At 53.3% G+C, this 20,768-nt stretch carries 19 protein-coding genes and 1 tRNA gene; 8 read left to right on the top strand and 12 right to left on the bottom strand.

The features are described from left to right. The first annotated feature begins 37 nt into the window (after window positions 1-37). Window positions 38-3,157 carry a tetratricopeptide repeat protein gene (locus tag GO013_RS00295; protein ID WP_163808043.1) on the top strand — a complete coding sequence of 1,040 codons (3,120 nt, stop codon included), beginning with the start codon at window positions 38-40 and terminating at the stop codon, window positions 3,155-3,157. A gap of 128 nt (window positions 3,158-3,285) precedes the next feature. Continuing rightward, window positions 3,286-4,095: an AmmeMemoRadiSam system protein B gene (gene amrB, locus GO013_RS00290; protein ID WP_163808042.1), complete on the top strand. Its 810-nt coding sequence runs from the start codon at window positions 3,286-3,288 to the stop codon at window positions 4,093-4,095. Between the two features lie 107 nt (window positions 4,096-4,202). On the opposite strand, the gene GO013_RS17475 is transcribed toward amrB, so the two are convergent. The 12 genes from GO013_RS17475 to GO013_RS00230 form a co-directional block, all read right to left on the bottom strand. Next, complete coding sequence (locus GO013_RS17475; RefSeq protein WP_163808041.1) at window positions 4,203-4,406, bottom strand: UXX-star (seleno)protein family 1; 204 nt, start codon at window positions 4,404-4,406, stop codon at window positions 4,203-4,205. A 169-nt stretch (window positions 4,407-4,575) separates the two neighbouring features. Continuing rightward, window positions 4,576-6,813 carry a polyribonucleotide nucleotidyltransferase gene (gene pnp, locus GO013_RS00280; RefSeq protein WP_163808040.1) on the bottom strand — a complete coding sequence of 746 codons (2,238 nt, stop codon included), beginning with the start codon at window positions 6,811-6,813 and terminating at the stop codon, window positions 4,576-4,578. Window positions 6,814-7,044: 231 nt separating this feature from the next. Next, the gene (gene rpsO / locus GO013_RS00275) at window positions 7,045-7,314 is read right to left on the bottom strand and encodes a 30S ribosomal protein S15 (protein ID WP_163808039.1); all 270 of its coding nucleotides are present in this window, start codon (window positions 7,312-7,314) and stop codon (window positions 7,045-7,047) included. 63 nt (window positions 7,315-7,377) lie between these two features. Further along, on the bottom strand, window positions 7,378-8,319 hold the full coding sequence (gene truB, locus GO013_RS00270) for a tRNA pseudouridine(55) synthase TruB (protein WP_163808038.1): 942 nt from the start codon (window positions 8,317-8,319) through the stop codon (window positions 7,378-7,380). Next, on the bottom strand, window positions 8,320-9,288 hold the full coding sequence (locus tag GO013_RS00265) for a DHH family phosphoesterase (protein WP_163808037.1): 969 nt from the start codon (window positions 9,286-9,288) through the stop codon (window positions 8,320-8,322). Next, the gene (rbfA, locus tag GO013_RS00260; protein ID WP_163808036.1) at window positions 9,269-9,604 is read right to left on the bottom strand and encodes a 30S ribosome-binding factor RbfA; all 336 of its coding nucleotides are present in this window, start codon (window positions 9,602-9,604) and stop codon (window positions 9,269-9,271) included. Before rbfA ends, GO013_RS00265 begins: the two co-directional genes overlap by 20 nt. 6 nt (window positions 9,605-9,610) lie before the next feature. Beyond that, window positions 9,611-9,910 (bottom strand): DUF503 domain-containing protein, encoded by a 300-nt coding sequence (locus tag GO013_RS00255; RefSeq protein ID WP_163808035.1) that lies wholly within the window; start codon window positions 9,908-9,910, stop codon window positions 9,611-9,613. A gap of 74 nt (window positions 9,911-9,984) precedes the next feature. After that, the gene (gene infB / locus GO013_RS00250) at window positions 9,985-12,936 is read right to left on the bottom strand and encodes a translation initiation factor IF-2 (RefSeq protein ID WP_163808034.1); all 2,952 of its coding nucleotides are present in this window, start codon (window positions 12,934-12,936) and stop codon (window positions 9,985-9,987) included. Then, window positions 12,937-13,188, bottom strand: a complete 252-nt coding sequence (locus GO013_RS00245; RefSeq protein WP_163808033.1) for a DUF448 domain-containing protein — start codon at window positions 13,186-13,188, stop codon at window positions 12,937-12,939. A 20-nt stretch (window positions 13,189-13,208) separates the two neighbouring features. Next, window positions 13,209-14,597: a transcription termination factor NusA gene (nusA, locus tag GO013_RS00240; RefSeq protein ID WP_203529278.1), complete on the bottom strand. Its 1,389-nt coding sequence runs from the start codon at window positions 14,595-14,597 to the stop codon at window positions 13,209-13,211. A 61-nt stretch (window positions 14,598-14,658) separates the two neighbouring features. Further along, window positions 14,659-15,117, bottom strand: a complete 459-nt coding sequence (gene rimP / locus GO013_RS00235; protein WP_163808032.1) for a ribosome maturation factor RimP — start codon at window positions 15,115-15,117, stop codon at window positions 14,659-14,661. A 115-nt stretch (window positions 15,118-15,232) separates the two neighbouring features. Beyond that, a tRNA-Gly gene (locus GO013_RS00230) sits at window positions 15,233-15,308 on the bottom strand. Between the two features lie 135 nt (window positions 15,309-15,443). Between GO013_RS00230 and flgF the strand changes: the two genes are divergently transcribed. From flgF to GO013_RS00200, 6 genes are read left to right on the top strand one after another with little or no spacing between them, the layout of a single operon-like run. Next, the gene (gene flgF / locus GO013_RS00225; protein WP_163808031.1) at window positions 15,444-16,223 is read left to right on the top strand and encodes a flagellar basal-body rod protein FlgF; all 780 of its coding nucleotides are present in this window, start codon (window positions 15,444-15,446) and stop codon (window positions 16,221-16,223) included. A 17-nt stretch (window positions 16,224-16,240) separates the two neighbouring features. After that, window positions 16,241-17,023 (top strand): flagellar basal-body rod protein FlgG, encoded by a 783-nt coding sequence (gene flgG, locus GO013_RS00220; protein WP_163808030.1) that lies wholly within the window; start codon window positions 16,241-16,243, stop codon window positions 17,021-17,023. Window positions 17,024-17,064: 41 nt separating this feature from the next. After that, on the top strand, window positions 17,065-18,072 hold the full coding sequence (gene flgA, locus GO013_RS00215; protein ID WP_239057687.1) for a flagellar basal body P-ring formation chaperone FlgA: 1,008 nt from the start codon (window positions 17,065-17,067) through the stop codon (window positions 18,070-18,072). Between the two features lie 14 nt (window positions 18,073-18,086). After that, window positions 18,087-18,782, top strand: coding sequence for a flagellar basal body L-ring protein FlgH (locus tag GO013_RS00210; RefSeq protein ID WP_163808029.1), 696 nt, complete (start codon window positions 18,087-18,089; stop codon window positions 18,780-18,782). A gap of 47 nt (window positions 18,783-18,829) precedes the next feature. Further along, complete coding sequence (locus tag GO013_RS00205; protein WP_203529275.1) at window positions 18,830-19,987, top strand: flagellar basal body P-ring protein FlgI; 1,158 nt, start codon at window positions 18,830-18,832, stop codon at window positions 19,985-19,987. A 1-nt stretch (window position 19,988) separates the two neighbouring features. Continuing rightward, entirely contained in the window at window positions 19,989-20,762 is a 774-nt protein-coding gene (locus tag GO013_RS00200) for a rod-binding protein (protein ID WP_163808028.1), read from the top strand. Window positions 20,763-20,768 lie beyond the last annotated feature (6 nt).

The raw sequence follows: 20,768 nt of genomic DNA, 5'->3' as shown, positions 1-20,768 counted from the left end.
GGGTTGCATGACAATTGCATAACTGTCTGACGTGAGAGTGAAAAACGCCAAAAAAATACTATGGCCCATTGTGGCGGCCCTGTGTGCCGGAGTGATTTTCGTCAGTCCGGCCAAAGCGTTACGTGTAAATTTTCAAGCACTTGGCGATTCAGATAAGGTTACTTTCTCATTTGATTCCAACGCGTTGCCAAAGGCAGTTGTTTCTCGCACCGGCGCAACCGGACTGCTGATTTCTTTGCCTCCCGGAATATGGGACACGGAACCCAAGCCGACGAACAAGACCTATCCCGGCAAATTGGTACAATCCATCACCAGTTCGGAAAAAGGGGTGGTCCTTGAAACTCGAACCAATGCGTTTGGATACATCCGTCTTCCCGTGCCTGGTTCATCCGATTTTGTGGTCCAGGTATTTCGTGATCCCATCGGAGCGCGGTGGACACCCGAGAAGACCACGCCCAAGCCTGCGTCGACGTTTTCTTCTCAGTCCAAAGTGCAGCCAAAATCATTGCCAATACCTGCGGTTCAAACCGAGCCAGTGGCAGTTCCACAAGACGCTGTCGAGCCTCCGGCTGTCATTCCCGACGTGGAAAAAAAGACGACGTCCACATCAGAGAGTGATCGAAAACCTTTTTTTGCGGTTCCTTATTCTGTCAGAAGTGAAGTGGCTCCTCCCCCCACAGGGAGGGGGTCAAAGAAGATGCCTGTGGCGGCTTCCACTTCTGATATCGAGAAAGAAAAGAGTGTCATCCCGGTCGATCAGCCTGAATCCGTGAAGCCGGATGTTCCCCGCGAAGTGGTGACGGGAATCTATCCCGCGTCCAATGCGTTACGGTTCAAGGCCGTGAAAAAAACGGCGGATGATGTGCAATTTGCGGAATTGGCTCGTCCTGTTGTGGAATCTTCGGCGGCTGTTTCCGGGAAAGGGCAGGTCAGTGGTCAGGTGATGGCATCACCGCCGACCGTGGTGAATGGTGCGCCTCCGCCGGCTGCGACACCGGAAGAGACGGCTCAGGTCGTGGAAAGTCTGGAAGCGGCACGAAAGGATGCGGTTGCTTCCCCCGATGTTTCATCCGTTGTCTCCGATCAGGCACAAGCCGATGGTGCGGCAGCTGACGGCGAACAGGTCGCGCAATCCGGGACAGGCGAAGAGCCGGTGCCGGAGTTGTCGCCGGAAGAGCAGGCAAAAGCCCATCAGGAAGAGATTCGGGATGCGTTATATGACGCACAGTCTCTGATGTTCAATGGGGCGTTGGAAGCGGCTCTTCCATTATATGAAGATATTTTGAAACAGGCCGATGTCCCGGACGATGTGCGGGAGGAAACCCTGTTTGCGGTGGCCGATATCAAGAAACAGTTGTATTCGGGAACACTTGTCGATCGGTTTGATGAGGTCGGACAGGCGTATATTGCGGCCATGAATGCGAATTTGCGTTCTACTCGTGTGCCGCGTGCGCTGCTTAATTTGGGACTGTTGAATTTACAGGTCGGCAACTTTCCGGAAGCGCGTGCCTATTTCAAGATTTTGCAGGAAAAATATCCTGATGACGATAACATTCCATCCATCAGTTATTACTGGGGAGAGTTTTTCTATCGAAAGAAGGAATATAAAAAGGCGGCGGATCAGTTCCAGTATCTGATTCAGACCTACCCAGAGCATCAACTGGTCAAGCCGGCGGCGTTTTATCTGGCCGATTCGCTCAACCGGACCGGGTTCCTTGAGCAGGGATTTCAGATCGTGGATTACATCGATAAGCGGTGGCCGAATTATTACATGGAAAATCCGGAGTTTTTGCGGTTGGCCGGTGATGTGGAGATGGAACTCAAGAAATGGCAGGCAGCCAAGAATCATTATTTTACCGCATACAACTTGAATCCAGATGCTGATGGTGCAGACGTTGTTCTGGCACGGATAGGTGATATTTATATCCGTCTTGGCGAAAAACAGTCGGCCAAACAGATTTATGAGAAAGTGGTGACCAACTATCCCGATGCAGAGGGTGGATTGATTGGCAAGATGCGGTTGGCTGAAGAGGGGATTTATGACGATCCCGCCATGCATGAAATGGTGGATGTCTTTGACAGGCCGTACAATCTCAATCCCCAGCGGGTGTACAAGGATATTGTCACTCAGCACCCAGACAGTCCGTTGGCTCCCATTGCCCAGCTTAAACTGGCCATGTGGTACGCATTTAACAAGAAGTATCCCGAGGCATTGACGGCGGCACAAGATCTCGTTGAAAATTACCCGGACAACCCGCTTGTTGCAAAGGCCAGAAAGCTCGGCGATTCCGTCTTTGTTTTGGCCGTGCCCGGCATGATTGACGAAGAACGGTTTGGCCGCGTGGTTCGCTATTGGGAAACTTATGATTTCATTGGCAAGGACGGGTCCAAGGTCAACGATACGACGAAAATTGCCATTGCGACCAGTTACTGGAAAATAGGCCAACCGGACAAGGCGCTTGCGTTGATTGCGCCATATTTGCAAAAGAAACAGATTCCGGGTGCTTCTGGCGAAGCCCTTGGATTGGCCGTGAATATTCATTTGGACCAATTGAATTGGAAGGATATCGCTGATTTGGTGGCCATGGCCAAAAAGAACTGGACACTTGATCCGGCGCAACAAAAGCAGCTTGAATATGCGCGGGCCATGTCCTTGCAGAATCTTGGCGATGCGCGTCAGGCCATGCCTTTGTGGGCGGAACTTGCCAAGGATGCGTCGGTTTCCCCAGCATTTCGAGCGTATGCAATGTATTACATGGCCAAGGATGCCATGCAGCGGCAGGATTTGAGACGAGTTTTTGTCTATGCCCAGGAAGCGTTGGCCCTGTTGCTTCAGACCCATGGCGACCCGGAAAAGATCAAGGACACGGTGTTGATGTCCATCTATGCCACCGAACGGTCCGGCCGGTATGATGAAGCGCTCAAGTGGGCCAAGGAATATGATCGGTATATCAAGGTGGATAACCCTGAGTGGGCGTCCACCCGATTCAAGCTCGCCCGAATTTATCGCAAGGCCGGTGCCATGGAAGAGTGGCGGCATTTGCTCGGTGATATTATCGAGAAGAAGCCTGAAACACTTCAGGCGCAACTCGCCAAATCCGCTCTCCAAACCTATGAGCTGGAGCAAAAAGCTTCAGTGTATCAAGGCGTTCAGTAAACACGGTTTTCAGGTTTTTACCGCGTGTCTGTCGTCCTTTTGGGGAGGGACGCAGTGGGCATGCTCCATGCTGGATGGAGAGTGTGGTGCGTTGTGCTGTGAAGACCTTTTTGTAAGGAGTCGAGGATATGGAGAGACATCCTGTCGTTGCCGGACGGTTTTATGATGCCGACCCGGAATTGCTTTGTTCTGTGGTTGATGGTTTTCTCAATATGGCAGGGGAGAAACGTGAAGCCCCGACACGGCTCGCCATGGTGCCACATGCCGGATACGTCTATTCCGGGGCTGTCTGTGGGACCACCTTGGGAATGGCTAATCTGGCACCGACTATCCTGCTTCTCGGACCCAACCATACCGGACTCGGAGACTCTTTTTCGCTGTGGGGTGATGGGAATTGGCATATTCCCGGAGCGTCGTTGTCCGTTGATGTGGAATTGGCAGAGGCCTTACTGATGGCTGTGCCGCTATTGCGGGCTGATAGGCGTGCGCACCAGCAGGAACATTCCATTGAGGTCATATTGCCGTTTCTCCATCGTTTGAACCCGAGGACGACCATTGTGCCGATTACCATTGCTTCGTCGTCTCTCGACGTGCTCAGGCGGACAGGACAGGCCATAGGGCAGGTCCTTGCGTCCTTTGATCGGTCCGTTTCCATTGTCGTCAGTTCGGACATGAGTCATTACATTGCCCACGATGTAGCCAAGGCACAGGATGCGTTGGCCTTGAACGCGCTTGATGTGTCTGACCCCGCCGCTTTGTTTGAAACGGTTCGGGGAAATGATATTTCCATGTGCGGTGTTTTGCCGATGACAACCGGGATGTTTGCCGTGGCCGAAATGGGGGCGACTCATGTCGAGGTGGTGTCTTATGCCACCTCCGGCGAAGTGTCCGGGGATTTCGATCAGGTTGTGGGGTATGCCGGGGTGTTGGTAAGCTGATCGTTGTCGCTCTGTTTCTTTTCGTGAAAAATGAATTGAAAAATCCCGGAGCAAAGGCTTCGGGATTTTTTGTGGTGTATCGACATCCTGCCGACAGCTTAGACGTGTCATGAGCCTCGATTGAAGCCGATCGTCGTGGTGCCGTCGTGGACAATGACCGGGACCTTGCGAAGGCCATCTGTCAGTTTGAGCATCTTTTCCAGATCGGCCGGGTTCATCACAACATCCACAAATTTTGCGTTCGGGTGCGCATCCAACGCCCGCTTGGTGTGCGGTCAGGTGGATTTTCCGTAAATAATCGTCTCTGTCATGAGAGCATCTCCTTTTCGTCTCTAATTACACCCAGCTATTGACTCTGTCTATGCTTGGAGGGGAGAGGGCTGAAAAGGATGTATGGAATGTTGGGAGGGGAGGCCATGAAAAAACCGCCCTGTCCAACGGAAGCTGGACAGGGCGGTTGAGAATGTTTTGGTTCAGGACTTAGCGACGGCCGCGGTTACCACCGCCACGGTTGTCACGGCGTCCGCCGCCACGGTTGTCACGACGACCACCACGATCACCGCCACGAGGGGCGGGACGTTTGAAATCGTCCAGATTGACTTCCTGGCCGGCTTCTTCCATCAGCCATGCCTTGCGGGACAAACGAATACGTCCGCCCGGTTCCAGAGAGATGCACTTGACCCAGACTTCCTGTCCGAGCTGGACAACGTCTTCGACACGCTCGACGCGCTCGAAGTCGAGCTGGGAGATGTGCAACATGCCTTCCATGCCAGGCAGGATCTCGACGAGAGCGCCGACTTCCAGAACCTTGCGCACGGTACCGAGGTAATTTTTGCCCGGTTCGGCTTTCTGGTCGTAGTACAGGACCATTTCCTTGGCCTTTTCCATGGATGCCATGGTCGGGGCGAAGATGGAGATCTTGCCGGAATCTTCGATGTCGATGTCGGCTTCAGTCTCTGCGGTAATGGCCTTGATGTTTTTGCCGCCGGGTCCGATGACAGAGCGGATTTTCTCGGGATCAATGTGAACGACAGCCATCTGCGGGGCCAGTTCAGACAATTCCTGACGCGGCTTTTCGAGAACGTCGCACATGTGATCGAGAATGTGTGTCCGGGCTTCTTTAGCCTGGTACAGGGCTTTTTTGAGAACGTCCTGAGGAATACCGGCGATCTTGATGTCCATCTGGATGGCCGTGATACCGTCTTTGGTACCGGCAACCTTGAAGTCCATATCGCCAAGGGCGTCTTCGTCACCGAGGATATCGGTCAACACGAAGTATTTGTCCTCTTCCTTGCAGAGACCCATGGCAATACCGGCGACCGGCTCGGCAATGGGGACACCAGCGTCCATGAGGGACATGGTGGCACCGCAGACGGAAGCCATGGACGAGGAACCGTTGGATTCCATGATTTCGGAAACCACGCGGATGGTGAACGGGAATTCGTCCTGATTCGGTAGAACCGGGGTCAGGGCGCGCTCGGCGAGTGCTCCGTGACCAACTTCACGACGAGAGGTTCCGCGCAGCATACGGGCTTCACCAACGCAGTACGGTGGGAAGTTGTAATGCAGCATGAACCGCTTGGTGGCATCTCCGAGCAGGGAGTCGTACCGTTGTTCATCGCGAGTGGAACCCAGAGTGGCGACAGCCAGTGCGGATGTTTCACCGCGACGGAACAGCACAGACCCGTGAGTCTGGGCCAAAACGCCGGTCTCGATGGAGAGCGGACGAACGGTCGTGGTGTCACGACCATCAATGCGCAGACCTTCGTTGACGATACGGTCACGCACAATTTTCTTGGTCATGTCGCCGAAGATGCCGCTGACGGCCTTGAGCTTTTCTTCGTCGTCGGGGAATTTTTCTGCAACCGCTTCCTTGGCTTTCTGCTTGGCAGCGTCCTTGGCAGCGTAGCGGATCAATTTTTCGGGAGTGGTCAGGGCTTTTTCCAGGTCTTCAGTGATGAAGTCTCCCAGGAAGGCAGCCACTTCTTCGTCGCGGACAGGGGCTTCGACTTCCAGCTTGGGAACGCCGACTTTCTCGCGAAGTTCGTCCTGAATGTCGAAGAGCGGAGTGATTTGTTCGTGACCCCAGGCCAAAGCATCGGCAACGAGGTCTTCGGAGACGAAGTTACCGCCACCTTCAACCATGACCATGGCTTCGCGAGTTGCCGCGAAGATCAGGTTCAGGCTGGAGCCATCGTTCATGTCCTTGTAGCTCGGATTGATCACGAATTTGTCGTTCACATAGCCGACACGAGCGCCGACGATGGGGCCGAGGAACGGCATTTTGGAAATGTGGCAGGCCGCAGAGGCACCAGTCAGGGCCAGAACGTCCGGGTTGACCTGTTGGTCAGCGGACAGGACCGTGGCGATGATCTGCACTTCATCTGCAAAGCCTTTGGCAAACAAGGGGCGAATGGGGCGGTCAATGAGACGGGAAACCAAGGTTTCATGCTCGGACGGACGGCCTTCGCGACGGAAATAGTTGCCCGGCACGCGGCCTGCGGCATAGGCCATTTCCTGATAGTTGCAGGTCAAGGGGAAGAATCCGCGATCAATGGCCAGAGGTTGGGTCACAGCGGTGACCAGCACAGTGGTTTTGCCGGACGTGATCGTCACGGCTCCACTTGCCTGACGGGCGTATTTGCCCGTTTCGATGGTGATGTCGATGCCGCCGACCGTTGCGGTCACGCTGGTGGCATCAAAAGGAATCATTGTCATAGTGATTTCCTACCTTACTAAGGTAATAGGTGAATCACTTCCTGCGTATCCCTCGGATTGGGTTAGCCGGCTTGGGTAAGAACTTTTGGAACGTGGTGAACCAAAAATGCCTTCCGCAGCCAACTAAGCTAAGGCGTGAGGGGCGAAGCGTCAAAGACGGCTCCGTCGCAGAAAGTGACAAGAATGAGGGGAGGCTAACGCCTCCCCCTCGTACACTCAGTTTATAAAGAACTACTTGCGCAGACCAAGGCGGCCAATGAGGTCGCGGTAGCGCTGGATGTCTTTGTTGGCCAGGTATTTCAGCAGTTTTCTGCGTTGACCAACTAGTTTGAGCAGACCAGTCCGGGAGTGGTGGTCTTTTTTATGGGACTTGAAGTGTTCTCCCAAGTATTTGATGCGTGCAGTCAGCAGCGCAACCTGGACTTCAGGGGACCCGGTGTCGCCTTCACAGGTCTTGTACTCTTCAATAATTTTCAGCTTTTCTTCAGCAGTCATAACCACAGCGCTATCCTCCTCGTTTGGGGGTTGATGTATTGTTGTGCTGTTTATTCAGTCCTGAAGTGTTCAGTTCTGGTTCCAAAGTCCTCGAAGAATGGCCCATTTGGGCATTCCGTCCTGGAGTTTTGCCTCAACGAGTGCCAGCGGAGTTGTATCGCAATCGAGCACCATGGCTCGATCACCGATTTTTCCGGCCAGCAATTTCCCGGGTTCATCATTGACCGGCAACCAGGCCCCGTTTTTCACGAGTCCTGCCAGCGGTTCGGTCAATTGGTACCGAGGCCAGTGAGGTAAAGTGTCCTTTAAAGGGATCACTTTGTCCGAAAATGCATTCGGATTTTCCAGAACGTCTTTGAGGTCATGGGCTTGATCGAGCCGAAAAGGCTCGCTCGATTCCCGGACCAGGCTGGTCAGTGTCGCACCGCACCCCATTCGTGTCCCCAAGCTGTGGACCAGGGAACGTATGTACGTACCGGCGGAGCAACTGACCCTGAATGATGCTTCAGGCATCTGAACGTCTAGCGATTCCACATGAGAAATAACAATGGGCTTTATTTTCACCGGAGTTTCCTTGCCTTCGCGGGCCAAGGCGTACAACGGTTTGCCCTTGTGTTTGGCAGCCGAATAGGCAGGAACTTCCTGCTCTGTCAACTCTTTCCAGTATAAAACTGCCTGTTTCACGTCTTCGGCCGAGACGTCAACGGGTGACTCTGTGAGCACTTTACCTTGAATATCAAGGGTATCAGTGGTTATTCCGAGTCGAAATGTGCCGGAATAGGTTTTGGTTCCGCCACTCAGGTACGGAGCAAGCTTGGTTCCGTGTCCAAGCAGCACCAGAAGCACACCTTGTGCCATGGGATCAAGCGTGCCGCCGTGTCCGATCTTGTATTGTTTGAGTTGATGCTTGATGTCATTGAGACACCCGGCGGACGTCGGACCGGACGGTTTGTTCAATATGAGTAGTCCATCACGTTGTTCAGGACTTCGTTTGTTTCTTTTGCGGCCCATTTATCGTGTCCTCAAATAGGTCTCGATCGTGGAAATGAGGCTTTCCCGTGCCTGCTCCAGCGGAGCGGAAATTGTTCCACCGGAAGCGTTTTTGTGTCCACCACCACCGAAGTGTGCCGCGATTTCCTGGACATTATCATCCCCATAGGAGCGCAGGGAGAATTTGTACGTGTCGGTTTTTTCTTCGCGAAGCACTGCGGCAATGCGTACGGATTTCAGCCGACGCAGAAAATTGATGATATTTTCCGTATCCGAAGATGTGGTGCCTGTCTGTGCGAACATCTCCCGGGTGATGACAGTGGTTGCAATCAGTTGGTCATCCGAGACAACCACACCATTCATGGCTTCGGTCCACAACCGCATTCTGTTTTCGGACCACTGTTTGGTAATCGTCATATTCATATGAGCAATATCCAGTCCGTCCCGAAGCATTTCCGCAGTTAGCTCCAAAGATTCCGGTGTGGTCGAACCATACGTAAAAAATCCGGTGTCCGTGGCCACGGCCAGATAGATGTTTTCGGCAAGGGGACCAACCAGCGGGAGGTGCAATTCTTTGGCGAGAAGGGCTACTATGGACCCGGCTGCCGGCTGGGTATGGTCCACCAAATTTTCCACACCGAATTGATCGTTGCCAAGGTGGTGGTCGATGTTGATGAATTGTGTTTCGTCGGCGCGGGCTGTCAGCGCATCCCCCATCCGGTCTTTGGCTCCGCAATCCAGAACGATCGTCCACTTGGGCAATGTTTCCGGCAGGGATTTATGAATCGGTGCAGGAACGGAAATGAAATCATATCGTTCCGGGAGTCCCGACGCATTGTATAGGGAAAAACGTTTGCCGAGCGCAGTGAGGATATACCCCATGGCGCAGATGGAACCGATGGCATCCCCATCCGGATTGGTGTGAGAGGCAATCAGGAAATCATCCTGAGTGCGGAGGATGTCACATATCTTATGAATTTGATTTTCCATAGACAATATCCTCAAGAAAATCGTCAAAAACAAACCGGAGTTCCGGGACAAATTGTAATTTGAGGATGCGTCCGAGACGGGAGCGCAGGAAACCGGAGGCCTTTTCGAGACCTGCCTGGACTTCCTTGCGATGTTCCTCATCGCCGGACACGGTGTAGAAAATTTCTGCAATCCGCAGGTTGGCATTCATTCGAACACCAGACAGGGTGACGAGTTGCAGCCGGGGGTCGGCGGCTTCCTGTACCAGCAGCGTGCCTATTTCGCGCATGATCTGATCGCCCATTCGGACGGCTCTGCGAGAATTTGATGCCTTCATTATAATCTATCCTTCATCTGAATCAGAAAAAATTTCAGTGTTGCACCGGGTCAATTCAGCCGGTGAAAGAGCTTCCACCATGGCGAGGGCTTTGGCAAGCCTGCTTTCAACGCGCTGCGTGGCATTTGCGGTGGTCACGACGCCTAAAACAAGTATGTCGTGAATATCCATGGCTTCAATTTCCGCAACTGAGACATTGAATTTGTTGCGTAATTTTTGTTTCAGGCTCAACGCGACCTTGCGTTTCCCTTTGAGAGAGCGGTTCCCGTGCAGTCTGAATTCGAGGTGTAAGACGCCTATTATCATACATGCCTCCCCGAAGAAATAAATACGGGCGGCCTATTATGCAATAGGCCGCCCGGTGTTTCGTGATGTTTTTTTTAGTCGATGGTCCGTGCGACCTCTTTGGTCTCAAAGGCTTCGATAGCATCGCCGACCTTGATGTCGTTGAATTTTTCGAGGCCGATTCCGCACTCATAGCCTTTGGCCACTTCGCGGACATCGTCTTTTTCGCGGCGAAGCGAAGCGACCTGACCGGTGTAGATGACCACGCCGTCGCGAAGCAGGCGAACCTGTGCGCCGCGAGTGATCTTGCCGTCCGGAATGTAACAACCGGCGATGAGACCGATCTTCGGCACGCTGAATGTCTGACGGACTTCCGCCTGACCCAGGTACACTTCTTCGATATCCGGGGTCAGCATACCACTCATGGCATCCTTCACTTCCTGCACCAGCTTGTAGATGATGTCGTAGAAGCGGACTTCAACGCCTTCGTGTTCGGCGATTGCCTTGACCTTCAGGTTCGGGCGGACGTTGAAGCCGAGAATGATGGCTTCGGACGCACCGGCCAGAAGAATGTCGGATTCGGTGATGGCACCAGCTCCGCCGTGAACGACGTCGATTTTGATCTCGTCGGTGGACAACTTGTTGAGTGCTTCGGTCACCGCTTCCAACGAACCCTGAACATCGGCCTTGAGCACGAGGTTCAACGTCTGTGTTTCATCGTTGGGTTTGCTGGCCAGGAAGGATTCCAATGTCACCTTGGACTTGGAGGAGAGAATCTTCTCACGTTTCTTCATGGCACGGGAGTTGGCGATGCGGCGGGCGACTTTCTCGTCTGCCACGACAAACAACTCGTCACCGGCTTCAGGCAGGCCGTCAAAGCCCTGGATCTCAACCGGCATGGCTGGTCCAGCGGTTTTGAGTTTTTTGCCCTGATCATTGAACATCGCGCGGACCTTACCGAAATGGACACCGGAAACAAAGCTGTCGCCCTGATTGATGGTTCCTTCGGAGATGAGCATGGTGCCCACTGGACCACGGCCCTTGTCCAGCCGTGCTTCGACAATATGACCTCGAGCGGGTTTGTCTGGGTTGGCCTTGAGTTCCAGCACTTCCGCCTGGAGCAGGACCATTTCGAGCAACTCGTCGATGCCTTCTTTTTTCTTCGCGGAAACAGGAGCGAAAATGGTTTCACCACCCCAGTCTTCGGGGGAGAGTCCAAGCTCGGCCAGTTCGCGTTTGACGTTATCCGGGTTTGCGCCTTCCTTATCCATCTTGTTGACGGCGACCACAATGGGAACACCGGCCGCTTTGGAGTGGCTGATGGCCTCACGAGTCTGGTCCATGACACCATCGTCAGCTGCGACGACAAGAATGACGATATCCGTCACCTGGGCACCGCGCATACGCATGGTTGTAAAGGCTTCGTGACCGGGAGTATCAAGGAAAACCACTTCGCCGCGTTGCGTTTGGACATGGTACGCACCGATGTGCTGCGTGATACCGCCAGCTTCTCCGTCTGTCACATTGGACTGGCGGATAGCGTCCAGCAGAGAGGTCTTACCATGGTCAACGTGACCCATGATGGTGACCACGGGAGGACGCGGTTTGAGATCGGCTTCCTTATCTGCCTCGGTGGGAACCAGGAATTCCTGTTCGTCAAAGGAGACGTTTTCAACTTCATATCCGAATTCGCCAGCAAGCAGAGTTGCGGTATCCAGATCAAGTGACTGGTTAATGGTCGCCATGACACCCATGGTGAACAGTGCCTTGATGAGGTCCTGCGCTTTGATACCCATCTGGTGAGCCATGTCCGCCAGGCGGATGGTTTCATCGAATTTGATCTTGCGCTTTGCGGCCTTCATCGGCTGGGCCTGAACCTGCTCATGCTGCTGAATCTGGTTTTTACGACCCTTTTTCTTCCGGCCCTTGCGTCCCTGCGGGAATCCATCGTTGAAATTCTTGTTGCCACGGTCATTTCCGCCGCCGAATTCAACAACACGGCGTTTCTTGCCCTGTTTTTTCTTGCTACGTCCATCCGGCATGGCAGGGGTCGGAGCCGGAACGCTACCGGGACGGCCTCCGCTGGGACGACCGCCACCTGGGCGACCTCCGCTAGGACGACCACCAGCAGGACGGCCTCCACCTGGACGACCGCCACCTGGACGACCTCCACCCGGACGACCTCCGCCCGGACGACCGGGACGACCACTGGAACGGCGTTCGGGTTTTGCGAGCTTTGCAGCTGCGCGGGCCTGAACTTCCGCCTCTGTGGGCATGGAAATGATTTTGACTTTGGGAGCTTCGTGCTCTCTTTTCTTCTTTTTCTTCTTTTTGGGTTCCGCCTTGGCCGTTCCCTCATCTTTTGCCGTTTTCTTGGCAGGAGCTTTTTTCTCCACCTTGTCCTGTTTTTCAACTTTCTCGGTGGATTTTGCCTTTTCGACGGGGGCGGCAGGGGCTTTTTCCTCAACAGTCTTTTGAGGAGCAGCTTCAGGAACAGCGGTGGTTTTTTCAGGCACGGGTTCGGGGGCGGCCTCTTCAACCACTGCTTCCGGAACCGGGGTCTTAACAACCTCGGCCTTGTTTTTTTCAGGCGTTGCCGCATGTGCAGGCTTGATAATCTTCACCTGTGGCGCTGCCTTTTTTGGAGCTTTTTTCTTGGAAGTTTTTTTGGCTTCCTGGGGTTCCTTTGCTTCCTGAACCGGGGTGGCTTTTTCCTCGACAGGAGGGACAACCTTTTCCTCGACTGGAGCGTCTACGACTTCTTCAACGACTGTTTCAGTCGCAGGAGCCGTTTTCTCTTCCTTGGAAGTTTTGGATTTTTTGCGTCTGCGTCGAATAATGACGCCAGAATCGCTCACACGGCGGACTTCACGTTTGCCGGAGCCACCTTTTTTCATTTCCGCCTTGAGGCGGTCCACATCTTCGTTTTCCACGACAGTCTTTTGGCTTTTGGCCTGGACGCCGATTTCACGAAGTTGCTGAATGATCTCCTTGTTGCTGAGTTGGAACTCAACAGCCAGATCTTCTACCCGAACCTTTGCCGTCATCTAATTACCCCTTTTGCGTTTCTTCATCAGGCCCTTGAGCACTTTAGGGAAGCGTTCCCTGCATCGGGTCTGACCGCATACGTAAATTCCGCGCCCGGGCATGGTATGCCCCGGATCAAGTATCGGACCGGTGTCACTCGGTTCGCTTGTTGCTTCCGGACAGACGTATCGCTGCAATTCTCGTTTGGAGAACCGTTCGCGACAGACAGCGCACATTCTGACAGGATCGTGTTTGTGTCCCGTGTTTTTCATGCGCTGTCCGTGCCCCAGTGTTATTTCGTCTCCTCGCCATCGGCGGGAGTCTCTGATTCTATCGTTTCAGTCGCTGTTTCAGTGACTTCTTCCGGTGTGACTGTTTCAGTCTCTTCAGATTCGTCTTGGATTTCGATGTCGTCCGCTGCTGCGTCAGATTCGTTCGCCAGTTCTTCCTGAAGGCCGGGAGCCAGCATATTGATGGCCACACGAATGTCGCCGATTTTGCTTTCCGTCATGCCCTTGATGGACAACAGAGCTTCATCGGTTGCTTTGACAATGGATTCGATGGTTTCGAAGCCCGCGCCAAAGAAGTTTTCCATGCCGATTTCCGCAACTGCAGCGATCTGATCCATACCCTTGCGTGCGGCGTTCAGTTCGCCGTAGCGGGATTCGGTGAAAATGTCGATCTTCCAGCCCAGAAGTTTTGCGGCCAACTTGACGTTTTGCCCCTTGCGGCCAATGGCCAAGGTGAGCTGATCGTCCGGGCAGACCACTTCCAATGCTTCCTCTTCGTCATCCACAGTGATGCGGGAGATGAGGGCCGGGGAGAGTGCATGCTGGGCATACATGGCAATATCCGGGCTCCACACAACGATGTCGATGCGTTCGCCCTTGAGTTCCTGTACCACGTTTTGGATGCGGGAACCACGGATTCCGACACAGGCTCCGACCGGATCAACATCACGATCACGAGACATGACGGCCACTTTGGCGCGCAGTCCCGGATCACGGGCAACACCCATGATTTTGACGGTGCCGTCAGCCACTTCGGGGACTTCCCGTTTGAACAGCTCGATCATGTAGTCCGGGTGGGACCGTGACACGACAACCTGTGGTCCACGGGATTCCTTGAGGACATCAATGATATATGCCTGAACGCGATCACCGCGTTTGTACCGTTCTCTCGGAATCTGTTCGTCTTTGGGCAACAGTGCCTCGGTCCGGCCAAGGTTGATGATCCAACCCGTGCGGTCACGGCGTTGGATGATACCACTGGCAATTTCCGAGATGCGGTCCCTGTATTCTTCGAAAATGATTTCCTGTTCAGCGTCACGCATCCGTTGGATGATGACCTGTTTCGCGCTTTGCGCGGCAATACGGCCAAGATCTTCGACTTTGAGGGGGAATCCCATCTCGTCGTCCAACTGGGCCTTTGGATCGTGGTCGATGGCATCGTCCAGCGAAATTTCACTGATGGGATCGTGCACGTCTTCCACAACCACTTTGAATTCGAAGACCTCGATTTCGCCAAGTTCCTCATTAAAGGATACTTCGATGTCCATGGTCTCGCCATACTTGCGGGCCACGGCCGAACGGACGGCCTCCTCAAGAGTGTCGATCAACAGGTCGCGGTCAATGCCCCTGTCCTTGCTTATCTGGTCGATGGCCTTTTTCAGCTCCGACATGATCTAACCTCCGCTTGTGCCGAAATGATCCGAATCCTTTCGGCGGATAGTGCACTTACAACTAAAATTTGTGTATCAGTTTGGCTTTCTTAATGGAAATCCACATGAAATCCAAAGTTTCATTATCGACATTCAGGGTGACAGTGTCGCCCTTTACTCCGGTCAGTGTTCCTTTGAACTTTCGTCTGTCACCATGAGTTTCATTGAGGGTAACAGCAATTTCTTTGCCAATATAGTTGACCATTTGGTCCGGCGAGAAAAAAGGTCGTTCCAACCCGGGGGAGGAAACTTCCAACGTAAAGGCTCCGGGGATGATGTCTTCGACTTCGAGCAACAGGCCAACCTGGCGGCTGACATGAGCGCATTGGTCGATGTGCACCCCTTCAGGACCGTCGATGTATATGCGAACAACACGTTTTTTGCCGGACGCAGGGGAAGCCAGTCCCCAGAACTGGTAGCCGAGGTTCTCTACCTCAGGCCGGATGATGTCCGACAGCATTTCTTCGAAAGTTTGACGCATTGTATGAATACTCCATGCATACCGCGTGGGCGGCAAAAACAAATAAAAAAGGTGAGCCCGAGCTCACCTGCGCGAACCCCGCAAGGTTGTGAAATACAAGCCTTGCGAAAGGCTTTGGAGCGGGTGACGGGGGTCGAACCCGCTACTTTCAGCTTGGGAAGCTGACACTCTACCAATTGAGTTACACCCGCTTGGAAACGAGCCTATTTATACATATATGCAGACTATGTCAACAAGTCTGACCCGTATAAAAATCTGTCGGGTCCATTCCTTTTCTCTCTTGGCATACATAGTGCAAATCCCTTGTCGAACAGGAGGATCGCTCTATGCGAAATAGTACATACAGCGCATTATTCGGCGCTTTATCCAATGAAATGAGGATGTCATCCATCGCCAATAATTTGGCGAACGTGAATACGTCGGCCTTCAAAAAAGACACGTTGGCCTTTCATGACACCTTCACTCGTTTCGCTCATGACTCTCTTATAGATGGAAAAAACCATCTTCGGGGAAAGGATTTATTTCCGAAAGCGAACGTGATGGCGAAACCGCGTCTTTCTGCCCAACAGACTGATTTTTCACAAGGAAGTCTTCAAGAAACTGGTAATCAGTTGGATTTGGCCTTGTCTGGAGAGGGCTTTTTCAAGGTGCAGAGCGGCAATGGAGACGTTTTGTACACCCGTGCCGGGAATTTCCTGCCGGATTCGACCGGAATGCTTCGGACCCAGGACGGCAATACCGTCATGGTGGACGGCGGTCCTTTGACATTGCCACCGGGGGCGAGGGTGGAAGTCGATCCTTCAGGAAATGTTTCGATCAACGGCAATCCGGCGGGGTCACTTGATCTGGTTTCATTTGATGATTTGGCACAGGTCGAACGGTTGGGGGCCAATTATTACACGGTTCCAGAAGGAACAGCGGAGATTCCCCCGGAAGATATTACCGTGCAGCAGGGATTCCTTGAAAAGGGGAATGTGGATGTTGTGACGGAAATGGTGGCCATGATTGAAACTCAGCGGGCCTTCACCATGTATTCGAAAATGATTCAGACCGCTCACGATACTGACCAGAAATTGATTACTCAGGTTGGCAGACCAACATTATAAGTTAGGAGGATTTGGCTATGATGCGTTCCCTTTGGACCTCAGCCACAGGCATGGTCGCCATGCAGACCCATATTGACACGTTGTCCAACAACCTGGCCAACGTGAATACCACCGGATTCAAGAAGAGCCGGGCGGAATTCGAAGACCTGATGTATCAGACGCTTCAGATCGCTGGCTCGCAAAATGCGACGGGCGGCCGAACGCCTGTCGGGATGCAGATCGGTATGGGTGTTCGTCCGGTCACGGTACACAAGTTTTTTACACAGGGTGATTTTAAAAATACTGGCAACCCGTTGGATATGGCCATTGAAGGCGATGGGTTTTTCAAGGTCATGCAAAATGACGAGGAAGTATACACCCGTGCGGGATCATTCAAGCTCGACGATGAAGGGCGAGTGGTGACGGCTGGCGGGTGGCCTTTGCAGCCGGAATTTACTGTGCCGCCGGAAACCGTGAGTGTCGTCGTCACTGAAAACGGTAATATCGCGGCGTTGGATAAAGATGGAACATCCTTGGCCGAAGCGGATATCGATATCTATCGCTTTCAGAATCCGGCGGGATTGATTGCTACGGGACGTAATTTCTATCGGGAAAGTGAAGCCTCTGGTGCGGCAGTCTCCGGGACGCCGGGCGACGAGAATTTTGGGACCATTGCCCAGGGATTCCTTGAAGGGTCCAATGTGGAGATGGTTGATGAAATGGTTGGGCTGATCGTGGGGCAGCGGGCATTTGAAATCAATTCCAAGGCGATCACTACATCCGATGGCATGTTGCAGACGGCTATTAATATCAAACGGTAATGAGTGATGTGCAATGTTTGTTCTGAGGAAGGGTGAAAGGTATGCCGAGTAAGCAACGCATGAACACATGGTGTCTTGTGGCGATCCGGTCGTTTCTTGTCATGATTTTGGCTGTGATGGTTGTGGGTGCGCCTGGCGTGACCGGGGCCGAAGACGGCTCGGCATGGCAAGCGTTGGTGCGGAGTGCTGCGTGTGTGAAGGGACCGGATGTCCTGCTCGGCGAGATCGCTGATCCCGTGAATGACATGGCCCTGAGCCAATGGAAGACCTTGGCGCAAATTAAATTGTGGAAAGCCTCAACGCATCAAGGGCGCCCGGTTACGGTGGCGCGTTCAAAATTGAAGAAGGTTCTGCATCATTATATTGGGGATTTGGTGGATAATCTGGTTTTGCCAAGTCAGTTGACTGTGCAGACTGGTGGACAGGTTATTTGTCAAGACGAACTCAAGGAGCGCGTTGTCGCTTTTTTGACACCACGGGCCAAGGATTTGGGAGGCGAGGTCGATTTCAAGAATCTTCAAATGCCTCGGCACATTTTTTTCCCCAATCACTATGACTCGTTGTCCATTAGCATGAGGGACGACCTGAAACCCGGTCGGAATACCCTTAAATTATACGGTGTGACGCCGGATGGAAAAGTCCTCTTGCGAAAGAGTTGCGTGGTGTTTGCCAATGTCTGGAAAGCAGTGCCTGTGGCAGCACAGCCGTTGAACCGATTTGAGCGGCTGACCCGCGACAAGGTGTCGTTTCAGCGTGTGAACCTGGCCTACAAACGCGATGTCTGGGATGGCACTGGTGGCCCGTGGCGTATGGCCCGGACACTTGGGCGGGGACAGCCTTTTACCCTGTCTCATCTGGAACTGGTTCCGCTCATCGAGAAAGGTGAACACGTTCATCTGATGTTCCGGGGAAAGAGGGTTCAGTTGACCATCAAGGCGGAAGCTTTGGGCGAAGCCGGTATGGGGCAGCAAGTTTTGGTCAGGAATTTGCAAAGTAAAAAGAAAGTGTTGGCCACCGTCATTGGCGACGACACTGTACTCGTCAGATAGGCAAGGAGAGCGTCATGAGGCACTATATATTGATGATAATGGCAGGGATCATGCTGATGGCCGGTTGTGCCCCTCGGTATGAGCCGCAGCCCATGCCTGTTTTGACTCCGCCTATGTACGAAGAACAGGACCCCGCGTTGAATCCGGGTTCTCTGTACGACACCAACCGATCCGAATTTTTATATGATGATAACCGTGCGAGTCGTGTCGGTGATATCGTTTTAGTGCGGGTGTCCGAGACATCCAATACCAAATTGAAGTCCGAAACCACGGCAGACAAGGAAAATACCATCGATACCGGCGTGACAGCCATGCCGACCACCGGGTTGATCGGTGGTATCCCCTTGGCGGGAACGCTGGGAGCCAAGGCCGGGACCAGTATCAAGGCATCGCAGTCTTCTGAATTCAAGGGAAATGGCGAGACCAAGCAGGAGTCGGAGTTCGAAGCCATGGTCGCCACTCGTATCGTGCGCAGGTTGCCGGGTAACCTGTTGCAGGTTGAAGGAGCCAGACGCATTCGGGTGAATGCCGAAACCCAGTTCCTCGTGGTCCGTGGACTGATTCGGCAGCGAGATATTCAGGCGGATAATTCCATTTCGTCCGCAAGTCTGGCTGAAGCACAGATTGAAATATACGGGCAGGGTGTTTTGGCCGACAAGCAGCGTCCTGGATGGTTATCCCGTATCTTGGATAATATTTTTCCTTTCTAATGAAAGAACATGAGACGATTTGAGGAAGGGGTTGAGGAGTGTACGTCATGAATTTGAATCAGCAAACGGCATCCATGCAGCGTGGCATAGTAGCACGGTCACTGTTTTTTGTCGTTTTTGTGGGAATTGCCTGTGTCTTTTTTGCATCGGTTTTGAAACCGATTGAAGCACGAGCGGCTCGTCTGAAGGATATCGCCAGTTTCAGTGGAGTGCGAAACAACGAACTGGTCGGATACGGTCTGGTTGTTGGTTTGGCTGGGACAGGCGATGGCACTTCGTCCACCTTTACCATGCGGTCCATGGCGAACATGTTGGAAAAGATGGGCGTTGAGGCCGACCCTAATTCTCTGAAACCCAAGAACGTGGCCGCTGTGATGGTCACGGCAAAAATGCCGGTTTCAGCCAAACCCGGATCTGGGTTGGACGTGACGGTCTCTTCACTTGGTGACGCCAAGAGTCTTTTAGGCGGAATCCTGTTGCTCACGCCTCTCAAGGGGCTTGATGGGCAGGTCTATGCCGTTGGGCAGGGAGCGTTGACCATTGGTGGTTTTTCGGTCGCCGGAGAAGCTGCGGGCGCGCAGAAGAACATTCCCACCGTGGGGCGGATTCCCAACGGAGCCGTGATTGAGCGGGGTGTGCCTTTCCGGTTCAACAATCAGACGTCCATGACCTTGAATCTGACGGTCCGTGATTTTGGAACGACAATGCAGGTCGTCAACAAGATCAACGCCAGCATGGGCGGCGGGTACGCTTCGGCCACAGATATTTCCACCGTCGAGCTGGCTTTGCCCGACAAATTCCGGGGAAATATGGTTCCGTTGATGGCCTCGCTCGAAAATCTGGATATTTCCCCTGATGGAAAAGCACGGGTGGTCGTTGATGAAAAGACCGGTACCGTGGTTCTCGGTCAGGATGTGCGTTTGAGCAAAGTGGCTGTGGCTCACGGCAACTTGCAGATCGTGGTGTCGGAAACCCAGGAAGTCAGTCAGCCCGGTCCATTTTCCGATGGCGAAACCGTGGTGTCTCCTGTCACCGATATTCAGGTTCAGGAGCAGAACAATCAGTTGATGCTTATGGAAGGAGCGACATTGCAGGAACTGGTGGATGGGCTCAACTCCATCGGCGCGGCTCCCCGCGATCTCATATCCATTATACGCGCCCTCAAGGTGGCGGGTTCATTGCACGCAGAAGTCGAGGTGATTTAGCATGATTGGCAACACCATTGATCCGCGTTTGGCCGTCCAACAGACGGAGACCAAGGACCTCATCCGTTTCAAGCAGGAAATGAACGGCCTGAAGGAGCGGTTGTCGGATGGAGTGGACACCAAGGAGCAGCAGCTCAAAAAGGCATGTCAGAATTTTGAAGCCGTATTTATCGGAAAGCTTTGGCAGCAGATGAAACAGTCTGTTCCCAAGGAAGGATATCTTCATTCCAAGCAGGAAGACAGTTACATGGGGATGTTTGACAAGGAGTTTTCCGAGAAAATGGCCCAAGGTGGAGGTATCGGTCTGGCGGACATGATCTTCTCGCAGCTCAGTGAAAAGCTCAAGGAAACGAGCAAAACGACATTGTCCGGCGGGGTGGATATCAAACCGTTGGTTCCGCAGCCCATTGCCGTGAATCAGACCAGTGGCGGTATTGCGTTGCCGAAGACGTCTGGTGGGATGACCTTGGAAGATTGGGGTGGGACTGAAGAAGCTCGTCCTGCTGAAGCCGGTCAGACTGATCCGAAGATGCCCGGTGGGACAAATGCGGCGGGCGTGTTGAATGCATCGTCCACCCCCATTTTGAGTGACATGGAAGTGCAGGCCCGACTTGACGATCTGGTCCGGCGGCTCGAAGCGGAGCGGGAGCGGGATGGCGTTTCCGGTGCCGAGACTCGGCGGTCGGCCTTTGGCAGTGTCGGAAGCGGCTATGACATGCAGCGTCAGGGTGAGCAGGATGAATTGATTGGCCGGAAACTTGCAGAAATAGGATGACGGGAA

It is taken from the genome of Pseudodesulfovibrio sp. JC047, from assembly GCF_010468615.1.
Taxonomy (GTDB): domain Bacteria; phylum Desulfobacterota; class Desulfovibrionia; order Desulfovibrionales; family Desulfovibrionaceae; genus Pseudodesulfovibrio.
This window is presented reverse-complemented; position numbering and strand designations above follow the sequence as displayed.